Here is an 18,757-nt window from a genome sequence, read left to right on the forward strand (position 1 = left end):
GATGGCCATGTCGGTTGAGTGTGCGATGCGGTCGTTCTGGTGGGATGCCGGCCGCCCCGCCGACGCCGCGACCGAGGCGCTGGGCGCCGTGGTCTTCGACCTCGACGGTGCACTGGCCGACCTCGAACGGCAGGGCCAGCGGGCCGCGTTCAACGCCGCGTTCGCCGAGCACGGCCTCGACATCGCGTGGTCGGAGGCGGAGTACGCCCGCCTCGTGTGCATCGCCGACGAGCAGCGGCGCATCGCCTCGGAACTCCGTCGGCGGGGATACGGCAGGGTGAGCGCCGAGATCGCCGCACACGTCCACCGCACCAAGGACGACCTGTTCGAGGCCGCCGTACTCGGAGGGGACGTCACACCCCGCGCCGGCCTCGACGACCTGGTCAACAGCCTCTACTTCGCGGGCATACCGGTCGCGGTGGTCAGCCGTGGCGCCCGGTCGTGGGTGATGCCGCTGGTGCGGCAGTTGATCGGCGACGGCATCGCCGAGACCGTGGTGACCCCCGACGACCTGTGCACCGTCGCCGCCGAACCGGACCTGCACGGGCAGGTGCTGTGGGAACTGGGCATCGGGCCGGAGAGCGCGCTGGCGGTGGCGGGCACCGGGCGCGGGTTCCGCGCGGCGCGGTCGGCGAAGCTGACCACCATGGTGGTGACCACGGATTACTCGGCGGGTGCCGACTATGCGGGAGCGGTCGAGGTGCGCACGGGGTACGACGGGCTGCTCGTCGGTGGCTGCGAGCTGATGCACCGGCGCGCGCAGCTCACCCGCTAGCCCTCGCGCAGCATCTCGATGACGGCGCTGAAGTCCTTGCCGGCGTTGTCCTCGTTGAATCTGGCGTAGATCTCGGCGGCGTGCGTGCCGAGCGGCGCGGTGGAGCCGGTCGACTCCACCGCGGCCATCGCCAAGCCGAGGTCCTTGTTCATCAGTGCGGTCGCGAAGCCGGGCCGGAAGTCGTCGTTGGCGGGCGATGTCGGAACCGGGCCGGGTACCGGGCAGTTCGTGTGCACCGACCAGCAGTTGCCGGTGGCGCCGGTGATGACGTCGAACAGCGACTGCGCGGGCAGTCCCAGCTTCTCGGCCAGCACGAAGGCCTCGCCGATCGCGATCTGCTGTACCGCCAGCACCATGTTGTTGCACAGCTTGGCGGCCTGGCCAGCACCCGACGCGCCGCAGTGGATGATCTTGCCCGCCATCGGATCCAGCACCGGCCGGGCCCGTTCGACGGCGGAGTCGTCGCCGCCGACCATGAACGCCAGCGTGCCTGCCGTCGCGCCCTTGATCCCACCGGAGACGGGCGCGTCGATCTGCTCGAAGCCGGCGGCGGCCGCGTCGTCGTGGATGCGACGGGCGTCGTCGACCGAGATGGTCGACGTGTCGATGAACAGCGCGCCCGGGGTCGCGGCGGGCAGGGCCTCGGCGTAGGCCGACGTCACGATGCCGCCGTTGGGCAGTGACGTGATGACGACGTCGGCACCGGCGACCGCCTCGGCGCCACTGCCGAACGTCTTGGCGCCCTTGCCCTCTGCCGCCTGCGCGAGCGCCGTCACGGGGTCGAAGCCCCGCACGGTGTGTCCGGCGGCGACCAGGTTGGCGGCCATCGGCCCGCCCATGTTGCCCAGTCCCAGGAATGCGATCGTCGACATCGATGTCTCCAGCCGTTGTTAGGACGCGCGGGCGCGGGCCGCCTCGGCCCGTCCGATCACCACGCGCATGATTTCGTTGGTTCCCTCGAGGATGCGGTGCACCCGCAGATCGCGGACGATCTTCTCGAGCCCGTACTCCGTCAGGTACCCGTACCCGCCGTGCAGTTGCAGCGCCTGATCGGCGACCGCGAAGCAGGAATCGGTGACGTAGCGTTTGGCCATGGCGCACAGCTCGACCTTGTCGGGATGGTCGGCGTCGAGCGCGGATGCCGCCTTCCACAACAGGTTTCGCGACGCCTCGAGCAAGGTCGCCATGTCGGCCAGCGTGAAGCGGATGGTCGGCTCGTCGAGCAGTGACCCGCCGAACGCCTCGCGGTCGCGGACGTAGGCGGCGGCCTTGTCGTAGGCGGCCTGCGCGCCGCCCAGCGAGCAGGCGGCGATGTTGATCCGGCCGCCGTTGAGGCCGCTCATCGCGATGCCGAAGCCGGTGCCCTCGCCCTCGGGACCGCCGAGCATCGCGTCGGCGGGGATGCGGGCGCCGTCGAAGACCACCTGCGCGGTGGGTTGGGCGTTCCAGCCCATCTTGTACTCTTCGGCACCGAAACCGACTCCGGGCGTGTCTTTCTCGACGACGAAGGCCGAGATTCCGCGGGGCCCGTCGCCGCCGGTGCGTGCCATCACGACGTAGACGTCGGAGACGCCCGCGCCGGAGATGAACTGCTTGACCCCGTCGAGGACGTAGAAGTCGCCGTCCCGGACGGCGCGGGTGCGCAACGCGCTCGCGTCGGAACCCGCACCCGGCTCGGTCAGGCAGTAGCTGGCGATCAGCTCCATCGACGCGAGCTTGGGCACCAGCGTCTTGCGCTGCTCGTCGGTGCCGAAGCTGTCGACCATCCACGTGCACATGTTGTGGATCGACAGGAAGGCGGCCACGGTGGGATCGGCCACCGACAGCTGTTCGAAGATCCGCACGCCGTCGAGACGGGTCAGGCCGCTGCCGCCGGCGTCCTCCCGGCAGTAGATGGCCGCCATGCCGAGTTCGGCGGCAGCGCGCAGCACGTCGGTGGGGAAGTGCTTGGTGGCATCCCAGTCCAGCGCGTGCGGCGCAATGCGCTTGATGGCGAACTCGGCCGCGGTCTCCGAGATGACCCTCGCGTCGTCGTCGAGCCCGAAGTAGTTGTCCACGGACCTATTTCATCGTGGGGATGGAGAACTCGGCCCCATCCTTGATGCCCGAGGGCCAGCGCTGCGTGACGGTCTTGGTCTTGGTGTAGAACAGCACCGAGTGCGGTCCGTGCTGGTTGAGGTCACCGAAGCCTGACCGCTTCCAGCCACCGAAGGTGTGGTACGCCACGGGAACCGGGATCGGCACGTTGACCCCGACCATGCCGACCTGGACGCGGGCGACGAAGTCCCGGGCGGCGTCGCCGTCACGGGTGAAGATCGCGACGCCATTGCCGTATTCGTGCTCGGACGGCAGAGCCAGCGCTTCGTCGTAGTCCTTGGCGCGCACGATGCACAGCACCGGGCCGAAGATCTCGTCGGTGTAGATGCTCATGTCGGTGGTGACGTGATCGAAGAGGGTGGGGCCGATGAAGTAGCCACCCTCGAGGCTCTGGTCGTCGAAGGTCAGATCGTCGCTACCGCGCTCGCGGCCGTCGACCACGATGTCCGCGCCCGCCTCGACGCCCGCGTCGATGTAGCTGCGCACGCGGTTGAGCGCCGCCTCGGTGACCAGCGGGCCGTAAGTGGCCTTCGGGTCGAGGCTGTGGCCGACCCGCAACTCGTTCACGCGGTCGGTCAGCTTAGCGCGCAACCGGTTTGCGGTCTCCTCGCCCACGGGAACCGCGACGCTGATGGCCATGCAGCGCTCGCCGGCGCTGCCGTAGCCCGCGCCGATGAGGGCGTCGACGGCCTGGTCGAGGTCGGCGTCCGGGAGGATCACCATGTGGTTCTTGGCGCCGCCGAAGCACTGTGCGCGCTTGCCGTTCGAGGCGGCGGTCGTGTAGATGTACTGCGCGATGTCGGAGCTGCCGACGAAGCCGACGGCCTGGATGTCGGGGTGGTTGAGGATGGCGTCGACGGCCTCCTTGTCACCCTGCACGACCTGGAAGACGCCCTTGGGCAGGCCCGCCTCCTCGAACAACTCGGCCAGCCGCACCGGGACCGACGGGTCACGCTCGGAGGGCTTGAGGATGAACGCGTTGCCACATGCGAGTGCCGGTCCGGCCTTCCACAGCGGGATCATCGCGGGGAAGTTGAAGGGGGTGATCCCGGCGACGACGCCGAGCGGCTGGCGCAGCGAGTAGACGTCGATCCCGGTGCCCGCGCCCTCGGTGTACTCGCCCTTGAGCAGGTGCGGGATGCCGATCGCGAACTCGATGACCTCTACGCCGCGCTGGATGTCGCCGTGCGCGTCCTCGACGGTCTTGCCGTGCTCGATGGACAGCAGCTCGGCCAGTTCCTGCTTGTGCTGGCCGATCAGGTCCACGAACTTCATGAACACGCGAGCCCGGCGCTGCGGGTTCCACGCCGCCCACTCCTTCTGCGCCTCGACGGCGACCGCGACGGCCGCATCGACATCGGCGTTCGAGGCGAGCACCACCTGTGCCTGCACCTCGCCGGTGCTGGGGTTGAACACGTCGGCGGTCCGGGTGGACGAACCGTCGGTCCGCTGGCCGTTGATGTAGTGCTGGACGTGGGTGGTCTTCTGTGTGGTGGTCATGGTGGAACCCTCTCGACGGCGACGTCTCCTCGGAGATACTAGGAAATCCTAGTAATTCGTCGTGGGTGTCCGCAAGGTAGTCCGCTGAGCGAACTCGTGGCACGGCGAGGTGTAGGCGACAACGAAGACATTCGTCGGAATCGTCGTGGACGCGACCGTTCGCCCGGCCGGGGCCCTAGGTTCGAATCGGCGACGGCGGGTGAAAGGTTGCTTGGTCGCCCGAGTCGCCGTCCACACGATGAGTTCGGTGGGCGCAGACGGTCACCATTCACATGACCAATCCGACCTTTACGGGGCTCCAGTGCGTCGCCGTGCCCGTCACCGATCAGGACCGGTCCAAGGCCCTGTTCGAGGACTGTGGATTCACCACCACGATCGACGCCGAGCTGCAGCCCGGCTTCCGCTGGGTCGAACTCGCGTCACCTGCAGGCGGCGCCGGGATCGCTCTCGTTCGGGTCGGCGACGACCTACCGGCCGGGATCGATACCGGCATTCGACTGTTGACGCCGGACGCCCGTGCCGCCCACGCGGCGTTGGCCGAGAAGGGGCTCGAGGTGGGCGATCTCCTCGACTGGGAGACGGCCCCGCTCATGTTCAGCTTCCGTGACACCGACGGCAACCGCTTCTACGTCACCGAGCGTGCGTGAACTCCGGTTCTTCTGCGGCGTGTCGCCCGCAGACACGCTCGCTCGCCGGGGGAAGTAACCCCTACCAGACGCGCACGTAGTCGATGAGCATGTCCGCCGGGTAGGTGCCGCCGCGGGGATCGCCACCGCCGGAGCCGGCCACCGCGAGGTCGAGCACCGGTGACAGCGTGAAGCCCGGATCGTTGAACTGCCAGTCGGGCAGCGAGTCCGCCGCGACGGTGAAGTACGGCTGCGCGCCGTCCACGTAGTCCTTCCAGAAGCGCATGCCCGCGTCGTCCCACGTGACGCGCCAGGTGTGCCAGGCATTGTCGACGGAGATCGTCTGGCTGACGTGCTCGCCGCCGTTGAGCTTGGCGTGCACGGCCGTGCCCGGTGCCCAGCTGCCGTTGCCGTACCACTCCATGATGTCGACCTCGCCGCCGTTGACGGGGTTGTCGTTGGAGAGGTACCAGGCCGGCCAGGCGCCCGGCGTCAGGCAGTTGAGCTTGATGCGCGACTCCCACGTGTGGCCGATGCCGCCGTAGAACGTGCTGAACACCTTGCCGCTGAAGTACGTCGGTCCGTCCTTCGCCGCGTGGAACACCAGGTTCGAGTTGCCGTCGACGTACACGTTGCGGCGGTCGTTGCGGTACTGGCCGACGTTGCCGGGCTGCTCCCAGAACGTGGGGTCCTCCATCGACTCGCGCGCCTTCGCGACGAGCCACTTCGACGGGTCGGGTGCCGACCCCGCCGGACCGTCGAACTCGTCTTGGAACACGTACTTCCGTGCGGCAGGTGCGGCAGGTGCGGCGGAGGCGGTGGGCAGGGGAACGGTGGCCGCGAGCAGGCCCATTCCCGTCAGCGACAGCAGGCGACGACGATCGATGTCAGGCACGACTCGTCATGCAAGTCCCATCGGCCGCCGTAAGCAACCGGCGTCTGCGTGCGGACGCACCGGCCGAGCCGGCGTCACGCCTCCCAGCAGCACCGATGCGCCAGCTGTGAGTGTGCTGGCAATCCGCCGGATCAGTGCAGGCCGTCGGTGAACGTCCGAGCCTCGTCCCACGTGGGCAGCAGCTCGGCGGCCCGGACGTCGGCCAGCAGTGGCGCCGCGGCGTCGCGGTCGGAGAGCGCGACGTCCGAGATCGGCCAGTCGACGGCGATCGCCGGATCGGTGGCACGAATGGCGAACTCGCGGTCGGGCTGGTACCCCGAGGAGCACATGTAGGCGACCGTCGACTCGTCCTCCATGGCGAGGAAACCGTGCGCGAGCCCCTCGGACAGGTAGACCGAGCGGCGGTCCTGATCGTCGAGCAGGACGGAGTCCCACTGTCCGAAGGTCGGCGAGCCGACCCGGACGTCGACGACGACGTCGAACACCGCGCCGCGCAGACACGTCACGTACTTGGCCTGGCCCGGCGGCAGCCGGGAGAAGTGCAGGCCGCGAAGCACACCGGCCGCGGACACCGACACGTTGGCCTGGTGCAGATCCAGGCGGTGGCCGGTCATCTCGGTGAACTCGCGGTCGGTGAACCACTCGTAGAAGACGCCGCGAGAATCGGGATGGACGACCGGCGTGATCACCCAGGCACCGGGGATCCGCATCTCGCGGAACGTCACCGGCCACGCTCCGCGTAGGTGGCCTCGACGCCGTCCTTCATGGACCGCCACCAGGATTCGTTGGCCCGGTACCAGTCGATGGTCTCGGCCAGGCCGGTCTCGAAGTCGGTGTGCTTGGGCGCCCAGTGCAGTTCCTCGCGCAGCGGCGTGGAATCGATGGCGTATCTCGCGTCGTGCCCGGCGCGGTCGGGGACGTGGTCGAAGTCGTCCTCGTCACGTCCCATCAGTCGCAGGACGTCCTTCAGCACCGAGAGGTTGTCCCGTTCACCGTCGGCGCCGATCAGGTAGGTCCGACCGATCGTGCCGCGTTCGAGCACGAGCCAGACGGCGCGATTGTGGTCCTCGACGTGGATCCAGTCCCGCACGTTCGTGCCCGCACCGTAGAGCTTGGGTCGCCGTCCGGTCAGGACGTTGGTGATCTGCCGCGGGATGAACTTCTCGACGTGCTGGAACGGTCCGTAGTTGTTGGAACAGTTCGAGATCGTCGCCGCCACGCCGTACGAGCGGACCCACGCGCGGACCAGCATGTCGGAGGCGGCCTTGGTGGCCGAGTACGGACTCGACGGGTTGTACGGCGTCGACTCGGTGAAGCGGTCCTGACCGTCCAGCTCGAGGTCGCCGTACACCTCGTCGGTCGAGACGTGGTGCAGCCGGACCCCGTGCCTGCGCACCGCCTCCAGCACGGTGAACGTGCCGATGACGTTCGACCGGAGGAAGGGCTCGGGCTCGGCGAGTGCGTTGTCGACGTGCGTCTCGGCCGCGAAGTGCACGACGGCGTCCGCCTCGCCGACGAGACGATCGACGAGGGCGGCGTCGGCGACGTCACCCTCGACCACCCGGACGTCGGCGGCCACGGTGGCCAGCGACTCCCTACTGCCCGCGTAGGTCAGCGCGTCGAGCACCGTCACGTCGGCGTCCGGACGCTCTCGGACCGCCGCGTGGACGAAGTTCGCGCCGATGAAACCGGCGCCCCCGGTGACCAGCAGCCGCATGGTCGCCTAGTCGTTCAGGCCCAGCGCCCCGGCGAGTTCGGTGAGCGTCGGGATCAGCCGGTCCTCACCGCCGAGCACCTGGATCGTCACGTGATCGGCGCCCGAGCCGAGGTGCTCGTTCAGGCGGGCCGCCACGGCCTCCGGCGTGCCGTGCGCGACCACGGCGTCGATCAGCTTGTCGCTGCCCGGTTTCACCAGGTCCTCGTCGGTGAAGCCGAGCCGCTTCCAGTTGTTCAGGTAGTTGCTGAGGTTCAGGTAGAAATCGACGGCACCGCGGCCGACCTCTCGGGCCTCGTCGACGTCGGTGGTCAGGACCACCTTGTGCTCCGGCGCCAGGTACACCGAGTTGCCCAGGATGTTGCGCGCCTGACCGGTGTGCTCGGGGGTCGTCAGGTACGGGTGGGCGCCCGCGCTGCGGCGTGCCGACAGTTTCAGCACCTGCGGCCCGAGTGCCGCGATGACGCGCCGGCTGGTCGGCACCTTCGCGGCGTCGAGCGCGTCGAGGTACTCGACCAGCACGTCGTAGGGCTTGCGGTACTCCTCGGTGTGCTCGGGATGGCCGATGCCCACGCCGAGCAGGAACCGGCCGGGGTAGGCGGCCTCGACGCGGTGGTAGGCCTCGGCGACCTCCTCGGCCTTGGCCGTCCAGACGTTGACGATGCCGGTGGCGACCTGCAGCGTCTCGGTCGCCTCGAGCAGAGGTTCGACGAAGTTCAGGTCACCCGCGGGGGAGCCACCGACCCAGACCGCGCCGTAGCCCAGCTTCTCGATCTCGGCTGCGTGCTCGGGCTTCGGTGCTCCGAACGTCCACACGCCGTAGCGGCCGAGGTCTGGCTTGAGGGATACCGATTCGGTCATGTGTCTGTCCTTCGGGGTCAGCGCAGGCCCAACGGCCCGGCGAGTTCGGTGAGCGCCGGGACAAGCTTGTCAGGTGCGGTGAGGACCTGAACCGGCACGTGGTTCGCGCCCGCCTCGAGGTGCTGCTTCAGGCGTGCGGCGACGTCCTCGCCTGCGCCGTGGGCGACGACCGCGTCGACCAGTGCGTCGCTGCCGGGCGTGGCGACGTCGGCATCGGTGAAACCGAGTCGCTTCCAGTTGTTCACGTAGTTCGCCAGACCGAGGTAGACCGCCAGTGCCTTGCGGCCGACCTCGCGGGCCTTCGCCGCGTCGGTGGTCAGCACCACCTTGTGCTCCGGGGCGATGAAGGCATCCGGGCCGACGAGTTCGCGCGCCTGGGCGGTGTGCTCGGGCGTCGTCAGGTAGGGGTGAGCCCCTGCGCTGCGGCGAGCGGACAGCTTGAGGACCTGCGGGCCGAGCGCGGCGACGACGCGCCGGTCCTTCGGGACGCCGTACCGGTCGAGTTCGTCGAGGTACTCGGTGAGTGCGTCGTAGGGCTTCTTGTACTCCGTGTGCGCCTCGGGGTGACCGACGCCGATGCCGAGCAGGAACCGGCCCGGGTACTCCTTCTCGATGCGGTGGAACGACTCGGCGACGGGGCCTGCGGCGGCGGTCCAGATGTTCACGATGCCGGTGGCCAGCTGGAGCGTCTCGGTGGCCGCCAGGATCGGGCCGACCCAGTCCAGTTCCGCGGGCGGCGATCCGCCGGCCCAGAGGGCGCCGTAGCCCAGGGCCTCGATGTCCCTGAACTGCTGGGGCGCGAACGCCCGGAACTGCTCGTAGTGGCCGAAGACGCCGAAACTGCCGAGGTTGGGTGTGCTCATGGTCGGGTCAACCCGTGCCCGGACGGTGGCTATTCCGTACCGGCGGCGGACAGTTCGCCGGGCGTCGGCGTGATCGGCGCGGGCGCCTGCAGCGGCAGCGTCACGATGAACCGGGTGTCGCCCGGCTTGCTCTGCACCGACATGTTGCCGTGGTGCTTCTCGACGACGATGCGCCACGCCAGGTCCAGGCCGAGTCCGGTGCCCTCGCCGAACGGCTTGGTGGTGAAGAACGGCGTGAAGATGCGGTCGATGACGTCCTCGGGGATGCCGGGACCGTCGTCGCAGATCTCGACGCGGATCATGTCCTCGTTCTCCCGGGCGGTGCGGATCGTCAGCGTGCCGTGGCCGTTCATCGCCTGGATCGCGTTGTCGATCAGGTTGGTCCACACCTGATTGAGATCGCCTGGGTAGCAGAGCAATTCGGGCAGAGACCGATCGGTGTCCTTGACCAGGGTGATGGGCCTGCCCTTGCCCTGATGGCCGATCTGGTCGCCGAACATCATGATGGTGCTGCGCAGGAGTTCGTGGACGTCCGCGTTGTGATAGGCGCCGCGATCCATCTGCGAGTACTGCTTGGCGCCCGCCAGCAGCGCCGAGATGCGCTTGCTGGCCTCGGCGATCTCGTTCATCCGCAACTCGGTGTCGATCGTGTACTTCAGCCAGCCCAGTGCGCCCTGCAGCGAGGCCGTGGCGTCCACCTCGTCGACCGAGGCGAGGATGCGCTCGAGCCAGTCGGTGTCGAGCCCGGCGTCGACGAAGGTGGGCGCGTAGTCCCAGGCGCCGACGATCTCGTGGTCCTCGAGCCAGTCGCCGATCGCGTCCTCGCGGTCGGAGGACTCCAGTGCGGTCAGCTCGACGGACTTGACCTTCGCCACCTGCTCGGCGACCTCGTCCTGGATGCTGACCAGGACGCGCAGCGCCTCGGGGGTGAACTTCCCGTTGGCGAGCATTGCGAGCTTGTGCCGCATCTTGCCGACCGTCTCGCGCAGGTCCGACGTCGCCCGCGCGGTCGCCGCCGCCGGATTGTTGAGCTGGTGGGTCAGCCCCGCGGTGATCGTGCCCAGCGCCAGCAGCTTCTCGCGCTGGCCGATGATCTGGCTCTGTCGGCGACCGCCCACCAGATGACCCTCTAGCAGGTGCACGGCCATGGGGAACTGGGTCCGCATGAACTCGGCGAAGTCGTTCGAGTCGAGCACGAAGCACCGCGACGGCTTCGTCAGCCGCACCGACGCCTGGTAACTCTGCTCCTCGCCGGGTATGTAGGCCGACCACGCCCCGAAGTACACGCCGCGCTGCGAGGTCTGGTTGGTCTGGATGTCGACGCCGCCCGACCGCTTCGACATGATCAACTCACCGTCGATCAACACGTAGAAGCACGTGGCGGGTTCGCCTTCCTGGCTCAGGGGGCCCGCCGGGAAGGTGTGGATGCTCCCGGCCTCGCACAGTATCTCCAACTGTTCGTCGGAGAGGTCTTCGAAGAGGAACAGCGTCCGCAATTCGTCCCGGACGCACTCTTCACCGTTCTGCGAGCCCATGCGACTTCCCTTCAGATCCCGAGGTCACGCTTCCGCCAGGTACCGGTGCACCAGCATCACTGCCATCGATCCTTCGCCGACGGCCGCCGCCACGCGCTTGGCGGAATCGGATCTCACGTCTCCTGCAACAAACACACCGGGCACACTTGTTTCCAGGTGATGAGGGGGACGATCCCGATGGCTCCAACCGATCTTGTCCTTCAGGTCCGGCCCGGCCAGGATGAACCCGCGGTCGTCGAGGGCGAGGACACCGTCGAGCCACTTCGTCCTGGGTGTCGCCCCGATGAAGCAGCACATCCGTCCGGCACGAACGGTCGACTGCTCGCCCGACTTCTTGTCCACGAGGACCAGCCCGGCGAGGTGATCGTCTTCGCCGATCGTGTCGACCACCTCGGTGCAGGTCAGAACGTTGATCTTGTCGTTGTTCTCGATCTGCTCGATGAGGTAGTGCGACATCGATGCTTCCAGCGACGGTCCGCGCACCAGCATCGTGACCGACTTCGCGGTCTTGGACATGAACATCGCGGCCTGGCCCGCCGAGTTGGCGCCGCCGACGATGTAGACGTCCTCGTCGCGACATTCCTCGGCGTCGGACACCGAGGCGCCGTAGTAGACGCCCCGTCCGACGTAGTTGCAGCCATCGGGGTCGTCGGGGTTGCTCCAACACCCCACGACCTTCAGCTCCTGGTACTCGACGCCGGTCGCCAGGATCACCGAGCGGGCACCGATGGTGCTGCCGTCCTCGAACTCGATGGTCGGTGCCGTATCGCCGACGTGCAGCTTCACGACGTCACGCGTGGTGATCACCTCGGCGCCGAACCGCTCCGCCTGCCGTCGCGCGGAATTGGTCAGCTCGGCGCCCGAGACGCCGATCGGGAAGCCCAGGTAGTTCTCGATGCGCGAGCTGCGACCGGCCTGACCGCCGGTGGTGGCCTTCTCGATGAGCACCGTCTCGAGCCCCTCGGACGCGCCGTACACCGCCGAGGCGAGACCGGCGGGCCCGCCGCCGATGACGGCCAGGTCGTACATGGGCAACGAGGGCTCGGTGGACAGGCCCAGTAGTTCCGCGAGCTGGCCGTCGGTGGGTTCGACGAGTGCCTCACCCTTGTCGGTGATCACCACGGGAAGAGTCCGGCCGTCGAGTCCAGCGGCTTCGAGCAGTTGCTCGCCCTTGGGTTCGTCGGCCATGAACGCGGAGAAGGGGAACTGGTTTCGCGACAGGAACTGGCGCACCTCCCAGGACCGCTGATTCCAGCGATGGCCGATCACCTTGGTCCCGGACAACCCCCGGTCACCGATCGCCCGCCACTCCTCCAGCAGGCCGTCGATCACCGGGTAGAGCTTCTCCTCCGGCGGATCCCACGGCTTGAGCAGGTAGTGGTCCAGGTCGACCACGTTGATCGCATCGATCGCCGCGTGGGTGTCGGCGTAGGCGGTGAGCAGCACGCGCTTGGCCAACGGGAAGACGTCCATGGCCTTCTCGAGGAACTCGATGCCACTCATCTGGGGCATGCGGTAGTCGGCGACGAAGACCGCCACCGTCTCGCCGCGCAGCTTCAATTCCTTCAGGGTGTCGAGCGCGTCGGCGCCCGACTCGGCACGGACGATGCGGTATCGCTCGCCGTAGTGACGGCGCAGGTCACGCGCCACCGCACGCGAGACGGCGGGGTCGTCGTCGACGGTGAGGATCGCAGGCCTGCGGTGCTGGTGCTCGGGTCCACTCATCACGCATCATTATGCGCCGTGAGTCCAGCCGATATCGGCTCAGGCCTGCGGTTCAGCCGACAGTGGAAACCGACTCGACGGGGTCCCTAGGCTGCCGGGCATGACGAAACTCGAGTTCTCCGACTCCGTGCTGATCGCGACCACACCCGAGCAGGTCTACGGCCTGGTGTCCGACGTCACCCGGATCGGCGAGTGGAGCCCGATCTGCAAGGCGTGCTGGTGGGACGACGAGCAGGCGGGTCCGGCGGTCGGTGCGTGGTTCACCGGCCGCAACGAGACGCCGGACCGGACCTGGGAGACCCGCAGCCGGGTGGTCGCCGCCGAGCCCGGCCGCGAGTTCGCCTGGGAGGTCAACGAGGGCTGGGTCCGCTGGGGCTTCCGGCTCGAAGCCGAGGGCGACGGCACGCGGCTGACGCAGGACTGGGCGTTCCTGCCCAAGGGGATCGCCGGCTTCGGGGAGCGGTTCGGCGAGGATGCCGAGGCGCAGATCGCGCTGCGCAGCGAGCAGGCGCTGAGCGGCATCCCCGTGACCCTCGCCGCGATCAAGGCGACGGCCGAGGGCGCCTAGGCCTGTCCGTTGGGCGTCGCCGGTTCCTGCGTACGGTTCAGCATCGCGGCGACGTCGATGCCGGAGGTCTTGAGCGCCTCGACGATCTTCGCCACGGCCAGCGGGCTGACGCCGAGGATGCCCCCGACCGCGTCCTGGGTGTCGCCGGCGCCGCCGATGATCGACAGCCGGTCGATCTCGGCCAGCGGAGCCGACGCCGCCTCGGTGGCCTTGACGACGGAGTTCAGCACGTCGGGCAGCATCAGCATGCGGGCGGCGTCGGCGGTGTAGCTGTTCAGCGCCGCGGCGATCTCCTTCTTGCCGGTGGCCTCGGCCACCAGCTTCGCCTCGATGCCCGCGGCCTCGGCGAGCTGCTCGACGCGCAGTGCGTCGGCGAGTTCCTTCTTGCCCGCGGCCTCGGCGACGAGCTTGGCCTGCAGGCTGTCGGCCTCGGCCTGCTTCTCGACGCGCAGCGCGTCGGCGGCCGCCTTGCGGGCGTCGGCCTCGGCCTGGCCGGCGCGGATGGCGGACTCGGCCTGGGCCTCGGCGGCCAGGATCGCGGAACGGCGCTGACCCTCGGCACGGGCGATGTCGGCCTGGCGCTGGGCCTCGGCGGGGGCGATGACGTCGGCCTGCAGGGCGGCGGTGGCCTGCTCGCTGCGCCGCTGCTCCACCTCGATGCGGGCGGTCACGCGAGCGGCTTCGGCCTGCTCGGTGGCGATGCCGACGTCCTTCTGCGCGCGGGCGTTGGCCAGCGGCCCCGCCATGTCGGCCTGGGCGTTCTCGGCCTCGGTCTGCGCGCGCAACCGGGCGAGTTCGACGTCGCGCTTCTGGTTGGCCGACGCGATCGCGGTGTCGGCCTCGGCCTGCGCCACCGACCCGGCCTGCCGGGCCTTCGCCGACTGGATCTGCGCGTCCCGCTCGGCCTCCGCGGTACCGATGGCGGCGTCGCGCTTCACCTCGGCGATGCGGCGCTGCCCGAGTGACTCGAGGTAGGCGTTGCGGTCGGAGATGCCGGCGATCTTGAGGACGTCGACCTCCATGCCGATGCGCGCGAGGTCGCCGCCGGCCTCCTCGACCACGCTGCGGGCGAGGGTGTCGCGGTTGGAGTTGAGGTCCTCGACGGTCATCGTGGCGGTGATGCCGCGCAGGCTGCCCGCCAGGATCTCGTTGATCTGACGCTGCAACTCGTTGAGGTCGGAGGTCAGGAAGCGCTGCACCGCGGTCTGCACCGCTTCCTCGGACGATCCGATGCGGACCAGGCCGACGGCCTCGACGTTGACCGGAACGCCGTTGTTGGACAACGCATTCTGCAGGTTGATGCTGACGTTGAACGGTTCCAGGCTCATGATGTCGACGCGTTCGATGCCGGGCACCCGGAACCGCGCGCCGCCGCGGACCACCTTCGGCGTGCCGCGTCCGGTGAAGACGGCGACCTCGTTGGGCGGCACCTTGATGTAGTTCTTCACGTAGACGATGGGCAGTGCGACGAACAGCAGCAGGGCCGCGATCACGGCGACCGCGACGATCAGCAGGAAAGACATACGTCAAAACCCTTCGTTGTGGGGGAGTTCGGAGTCGGGGACGGCGACCACGCGCACGGCGTCGCCGTCGAGGTCGGAGACGTAGATGCGCGTGGATTTCGCCAGTGCTGAGGGTTCGTCGCTGACGGCGCGGGACCGCACGCGATTGCCGTCGGCGTCGACGAAGGAGACCTCACCCCAGCCGTCCGGCGGGATCTCGAGGGTGACGGTGCCGAGCAGGCCGACGTACGACGACCGGCTGCGATGGGAGTTGGACTGCTGCCGCCGCAGGTAGGGCAGTGCGACACCCTGCAGCAGTCCGAGCAGGACGGCGGCGCTCGCTGCGGCGACGATGGCCGCGGGTACCGTGCCGAGTCCCGCCCAGGTGCTGACGAGGCCGCCCGTGCCCGCGCCGAGCACGGCCGCGGACAGGCTGGTGAGGCTCAGGAAGGGCATGCCGTCGCCCGTGGCGTGGCCGATGCCGTGCCCGCCGCCGACGTCGACCTCGGTCAGCAGCAGCGATGCGAGCACCGCAATCGCCCCGACGACGAATGCCACCAGGTAGACCGCGGTCACCCGTCCCCCTCCCCATGTGTTTCGAGCAGGCCCGTAACGTGTCGATGACACCCCCGGACGGACCAACTGATCTAGATCCTTCCACCTCCCGGCCACCCGCGGTGACGCGATTTTGGGAGGACGCCGGTGGCGAGTACCATGGATCAACGGTGCGGCTTCCGCGCCGACTTCTTGCGTGCACGGTCTCGGACTGCCAGGGAATTCTCCCGATCCGGCTCACGTTTTCAAGTCGGAATGAGGGCTGTGCCGATGGGCGCAACCCACTACGAAACCAACAGCAAGGATCGCCAAAAGAGTATGGCCAAGAAAGACGGTGCCATCGAGGTCGAGGGCCGCGTTGTCGAGCCTCTGCCCAATGCGATGTTCCGCATTGAGCTGGAGAACGGACACAAGGTACTCGCCCACATCAGCGGCAAGATGCGGCAGCACTACATCCGCATCCTGCCCGAGGACCGCGTCGTCGTGGAGCTCTCTCCATACGACCTGTCCCGGGGCCGCATCGTGTACCGATACAAGTAACCCGCGTCCCACCCCCCAAGACCACGACACGTGACGTGCGTTCGCGCGCGACACCGCTAGACCACGAAGGATCGACACAGCCGTGAAGGTGAACCCGAGCGTCAAGCCGATCTGCGACAAGTGCAGGGTGATCCGCCGGCATGGGCGGGTCATGGTGATCTGCTCCGATCCCCGTCACAAGCAGCGGCAGGGCTGAGCGTCAGCTCAGTTCCGAACCACCACAACTGAATGCAGACCTCCCAGTACCACTGAGCGAATTGGTCGCTCTGCACGTCCGGCACGGAGGCCGGATCCCCCAACTAGCTCGACACGGGGGGAACGGACTGGGAACAGACCTCCGCATAGAAAAGGAAACACACCCCTGTGGCACGTCTACTGGGCGTAGATCTCCCGCGTGACAAGCGCATGGAGATCGCGCTGACCTACATCTACGGCATCGGCCGTACCCGCTCCCAGGAGATCCTGGAGGGGACCGGCATCAGCCGGGACCTGCGCACTAAGGACCTGACCGACGATCAGGTCACGCAGCTGCGTGACTTCATCGAGGGCAACCCCGACATCAAGGTCGAGGGCGATCTCCGCCGCGAGGTCCAGGCCGACATCCGCCGCAAGATCGAGATCGGCTGCTACCAGGGTCTGCGGCATCGTCGCGGTCTTCCCGTTCGCGGCCAGCGCACCAAGACCAACGCACGCACCCGCAAGGGTCCGAAGCGCACCATTGCCGGCAAGAAGAAGGCCAGGTAACCCCGATGGCAACCGCGAAGAAGACAGGCGGCCCCAAGAAGGGCCAGAAGACGCGCCGCAAGGAAAAGAAGAACGTCCCGCACGGCGCCGCTCACATCAAGAGCACCTTCAACAACACGATCGTGTCGATCACCGACCCGCAGGGCAACGTCATCGCCTGGGCGTCGTCGGGTCACGTGGGCTTCAAGGGCTCGCGCAAGTCGACGCCGTTCGCCGCTCAGCTCGCCGCCGAGAACGCTGCCCGCAAGGCGCAGGAGCACGGCGTCAAGAAGGTCGACGTATTCGTGAAGGGCCCGGGTTCGGGTCGTGAGACCGCCATCCGCTCGCTGCAGGCCGCAGGCCTCGAAGTGGGTGCGATCTCCGACGTCACGCCGCAGCCGCACAACGGCTGCCGTCCGCCCAAGCGGCGCCGGGTCTAGGGAAGAGGATTTAGAGAATGGCTCGTTATACCGGACCCGTCACCCGCAAGTCGCGCCGCCTCGGCGTCGACCTCGTCGGTGGAGATCAGTCCTTCGAGAAGCGCCCCTACCCGCCCGGCCAGCACGGTCGCGCGCGGATCAAGGAGAGCGAGTACCGCCAGCAGCTGCAGGAGAAGCAGAAGGCCCGCTTCAGCTACGGCGTCATGGAGAAGCAGTTCCGTCGCTACTACGAAGAGGCCAACCGGCAGCCCGGCAAGACCGGTGACAACCTGCTGCGCATCCTCGAGAGCCGGCTCGACAACGTCGTGTACCGCGCCGGGCTCGCCCGCACGCGTCGCATGGCCCGTCAGCTGGTCAGCCACGGCCACTTCACCGTCAACGGCGTGAAGGTCGACATCCCCAGCTACCGCGTCTCGCAGTACGACATCATCGACATCAAGGAGCGGTCGCTCAACACGCTGCCCTTCGAGCTGTCGCGTCAGACCGCGGGCGATCGCCCGATCCCGGGCTGGCTGCAGGTCGTCGGCGAGCGTCAGCGCATCCTCGTCCACCAGCTGCCCGAGCGGGCCCAGATCGACATCCCGCTCACCGAGCAGCTCATCGTCGAGCTCTACTCCAAGTAGGGCTGCCTCCTGTGGGGCCGACCGGCCTCGCAGGTTTCTGGAGCCGCTCCGGCGGCGACCAGGCATCAAGGACCGGCATCAAATAGCGGATGTCGAGAAGGAGATAACGAAACACCATGCTGATTTCACAGCGCCCCACACTGTCCGAGGAGAGCTTGGCCGAGGACCGGTCCAAGTTCGTCATCGAGCCCCTGGAGCCCGGTTTCGGGTACACCCTGGGCAACTCGCTTCGGCGCACGCTGCTGTCGTCCATCCCGGGCGCGGCGGTCACCAGCATCCGCATCGACGGCGTGCTGCACGAGTTCACCACCGTGCCGGGGGTGAAGGAAGACGTCACCGACATCATCCTGAACCTCAAGAGCCTGGTCGTGTCCTCGGAGGAGGACGAGCCCGTCACCATGTACCTGCGCAAGCAGGGCCCCGGTGCGGTCACCGCCGGTGACATCGTGCCGCCGGCCGGCGTGACGGTGCACAACCCGGACATGCACATCGCGACGCTGAACGACAAGGGCAAGCTCGAGGTCGAACTCGTCGTCGAGCGTGGCCGTGGCTACGTGCCCGCCGTCCAGAACAAGGCGTCCGGCGCCGAGATCGGCCGCATCCCGGTCGACTCGATCTACTCGCCGGTGCTCAAGGTGACCTACAAGGTCGAGGCCACCCGCGTCGAGCAGCGCACCGACTTCGACAAGCTGATCCTCGACGTCGAGACCAAGAACTCGATCACCCCGCGTGACGCGCTGGCCTCGGCCGGCAAGACGCTGGTGGAACTGTTCGGTCTGGCACGGGAACTCAACGTCGAGGCCGAGGGCATCGAGATCGGGCCGTCGCCGGCCGAGGCAGATCACATCGCCTCGTTCGCGCTGCCGATCGACGATCTGGAACTCACCGTCCGGTCGTACAACTGCCTCAAGCGCGAAGGCGTGCACACCGTCGGCGAGCTGGTGTCGCGCACGGAGTCCGATCTGCTGGACATCCGCAACTTCGGTCAGAAGTCCATCGACGAGGTCAAGATCAAGCTGCATCAGCTCGGTCTCTCGCTGAAGGACAGCCCGGCCACGTTCGATCCGTCCGAGGTCGCCGGCTACGACGTCGCCACGGGCACCTGGAACAGCGATGCCGGCTACGACCTGGACGACACCCAGGACTTCGCCGAGACCGAACAGCTCTAACCCGCTTCACCCGCTCGAGAAACCGTCCCGGCCCTACCTGATACGG

Annotated in this window: 21 protein-coding genes; 9 read left to right on the top strand and 12 right to left on the bottom strand. The window is 68.1% G+C overall.

What is annotated here, in order from left to right; all coding sequences use genetic code 11:
• The first annotated feature begins 7 nt into the window (after positions 1-7).
• Complete coding sequence (locus G6N64_RS11970) at positions 8-775, top strand: HAD hydrolase-like protein (protein ID WP_246231121.1); 768 nt, start codon at positions 8-10, stop codon at positions 773-775.
• Here G6N64_RS11970 and mmsB read toward each other — a convergent pair.
• Genes mmsB through G6N64_RS11985 form a run of 3 tightly spaced genes read right to left on the bottom strand, consistent with a single transcriptional unit; the run spans position 772 to position 4,372 of the window.
• A complete protein-coding gene (mmsB, locus tag G6N64_RS11975) occupies positions 772-1,647 on the bottom strand; it encodes a 3-hydroxyisobutyrate dehydrogenase (RefSeq protein ID WP_163797174.1) in 876 nt (291 codons plus the stop codon). The genes G6N64_RS11970 and mmsB overlap by 4 nt on opposite strands.
• A gap of 18 nt (positions 1,648-1,665) precedes the next feature.
• Positions 1,666-2,832: an acyl-CoA dehydrogenase family protein gene (locus G6N64_RS11980; protein ID WP_163797176.1), complete on the bottom strand. Its 1,167-nt coding sequence runs from the start codon at positions 2,830-2,832 to the stop codon at positions 1,666-1,668.
• A 4-nt stretch (positions 2,833-2,836) separates the two neighbouring features.
• Positions 2,837-4,372 (bottom strand): CoA-acylating methylmalonate-semialdehyde dehydrogenase, encoded by a 1,536-nt coding sequence (locus tag G6N64_RS11985; protein ID WP_163797178.1) that lies wholly within the window; start codon positions 4,370-4,372, stop codon positions 2,837-2,839.
• Positions 4,373-4,644: 272 nt separating this feature from the next.
• On the opposite strand from G6N64_RS11985, the gene G6N64_RS11990 reads away from it, so the two are divergent.
• Positions 4,645-5,019, top strand: coding sequence for a VOC family protein (locus tag G6N64_RS11990; RefSeq protein WP_163797179.1), 375 nt, complete (start codon positions 4,645-4,647; stop codon positions 5,017-5,019).
• Between the two features lie 61 nt (positions 5,020-5,080).
• Here G6N64_RS11990 and G6N64_RS11995 read toward each other — a convergent pair whose 3' ends face one another.
• From G6N64_RS11995 to G6N64_RS12025, 7 genes are all read right to left on the bottom strand, one after another.
• The gene (locus tag G6N64_RS11995) at positions 5,081-5,893 is read right to left on the bottom strand and encodes a glycoside hydrolase family 16 protein (protein WP_163797181.1); all 813 of its coding nucleotides are present in this window, start codon (positions 5,891-5,893) and stop codon (positions 5,081-5,083) included.
• 131 nt (positions 5,894-6,024) lie between these two features.
• Positions 6,025-6,618 (bottom strand): dTDP-4-dehydrorhamnose 3,5-epimerase, encoded by a 594-nt coding sequence (gene rfbC / locus G6N64_RS12000; protein WP_163797182.1) that lies wholly within the window; start codon positions 6,616-6,618, stop codon positions 6,025-6,027.
• Complete coding sequence (rfbB, locus tag G6N64_RS12005; protein WP_163797183.1) at positions 6,615-7,610, bottom strand: dTDP-glucose 4,6-dehydratase; 996 nt, start codon at positions 7,608-7,610, stop codon at positions 6,615-6,617. Before rfbB ends, rfbC begins: the two co-directional genes overlap by 4 nt.
• 6 nt (positions 7,611-7,616) lie before the next feature.
• Complete coding sequence (locus G6N64_RS12010; RefSeq protein WP_163797184.1) at positions 7,617-8,468, bottom strand: LLM class F420-dependent oxidoreductase; 852 nt, start codon at positions 8,466-8,468, stop codon at positions 7,617-7,619.
• A 17-nt stretch (positions 8,469-8,485) separates the two neighbouring features.
• Complete coding sequence (locus G6N64_RS12015; protein WP_163797185.1) at positions 8,486-9,331, bottom strand: LLM class F420-dependent oxidoreductase; 846 nt, start codon at positions 9,329-9,331, stop codon at positions 8,486-8,488.
• 29 nt (positions 9,332-9,360) lie between these two features.
• The gene (locus G6N64_RS12020) at positions 9,361-10,866 is read right to left on the bottom strand and encodes an ATP-binding protein (protein ID WP_163797186.1); all 1,506 of its coding nucleotides are present in this window, start codon (positions 10,864-10,866) and stop codon (positions 9,361-9,363) included.
• Between the two features lie 24 nt (positions 10,867-10,890).
• The gene (locus tag G6N64_RS12025) at positions 10,891-12,591 is read right to left on the bottom strand and encodes a response regulator (RefSeq protein ID WP_163797187.1); all 1,701 of its coding nucleotides are present in this window, start codon (positions 12,589-12,591) and stop codon (positions 10,891-10,893) included.
• A gap of 100 nt (positions 12,592-12,691) precedes the next feature.
• Here G6N64_RS12025 and G6N64_RS12030 point away from each other — a divergent pair, with 100 nt between their 5' ends.
• Positions 12,692-13,159, top strand: a complete 468-nt coding sequence (locus G6N64_RS12030; RefSeq protein ID WP_163797188.1) for an SRPBCC family protein — start codon at positions 12,692-12,694, stop codon at positions 13,157-13,159.
• Here the strand turns inward: G6N64_RS12030 and G6N64_RS12035 are convergent.
• Together G6N64_RS12035 and G6N64_RS12040 are read right to left on the bottom strand one after the other, a co-directional pair.
• Positions 13,156-14,682 (bottom strand): flotillin family protein, encoded by a 1,527-nt coding sequence (locus G6N64_RS12035; RefSeq protein WP_163797190.1) that lies wholly within the window; start codon positions 14,680-14,682, stop codon positions 13,156-13,158. The genes G6N64_RS12030 and G6N64_RS12035 overlap by 4 nt on opposite strands.
• Positions 14,683-14,685: 3 nt before the next feature.
• Positions 14,686-15,237, bottom strand: a complete 552-nt coding sequence (locus G6N64_RS12040) for an NfeD C-terminal domain-containing protein (protein WP_163797191.1) — start codon at positions 15,235-15,237, stop codon at positions 14,686-14,688.
• A gap of 297 nt (positions 15,238-15,534) precedes the next feature.
• Here G6N64_RS12040 and infA point away from each other — a divergent pair, with 297 nt between their 5' ends.
• The 6 genes from infA (at position 15,535) to G6N64_RS12070 (ending at position 18,711) form a co-directional block, all read left to right on the top strand.
• Positions 15,535-15,756 (top strand): translation initiation factor IF-1, encoded by a 222-nt coding sequence (gene infA, locus G6N64_RS12045; protein ID WP_003418601.1) that lies wholly within the window; start codon positions 15,535-15,537, stop codon positions 15,754-15,756.
• A gap of 82 nt (positions 15,757-15,838) precedes the next feature.
• On the top strand, positions 15,839-15,952 hold the full coding sequence (rpmJ, locus tag G6N64_RS12050; RefSeq protein WP_003879483.1) for a 50S ribosomal protein L36: 114 nt from the start codon (positions 15,839-15,841) through the stop codon (positions 15,950-15,952).
• A 167-nt stretch (positions 15,953-16,119) separates the two neighbouring features.
• The gene (gene rpsM, locus G6N64_RS12055; protein WP_163797193.1) at positions 16,120-16,500 is read left to right on the top strand and encodes a 30S ribosomal protein S13; all 381 of its coding nucleotides are present in this window, start codon (positions 16,120-16,122) and stop codon (positions 16,498-16,500) included.
• Positions 16,501-16,505: 5 nt separating this feature from the next.
• A complete protein-coding gene (gene rpsK, locus G6N64_RS12060) occupies positions 16,506-16,919 on the top strand; it encodes a 30S ribosomal protein S11 (RefSeq protein ID WP_163797196.1) in 414 nt (137 codons plus the stop codon).
• Positions 16,920-16,936: 17 nt separating this feature from the next.
• Positions 16,937-17,542 (top strand): 30S ribosomal protein S4, encoded by a 606-nt coding sequence (gene rpsD, locus G6N64_RS12065; RefSeq protein WP_163797197.1) that lies wholly within the window; start codon positions 16,937-16,939, stop codon positions 17,540-17,542.
• A gap of 116 nt (positions 17,543-17,658) precedes the next feature.
• The gene (locus G6N64_RS12070; protein WP_163797199.1) at positions 17,659-18,711 is read left to right on the top strand and encodes a DNA-directed RNA polymerase subunit alpha; all 1,053 of its coding nucleotides are present in this window, start codon (positions 17,659-17,661) and stop codon (positions 18,709-18,711) included.
• Positions 18,712-18,757: the final 46 nt, after the last annotated feature.

It is taken from the genome of Mycolicibacterium sediminis (assembly GCF_010731735.1).
Classification (GTDB): Bacteria; Actinomycetota; Actinomycetes; order Mycobacteriales; family Mycobacteriaceae; genus Mycobacterium; species Mycobacterium sediminis.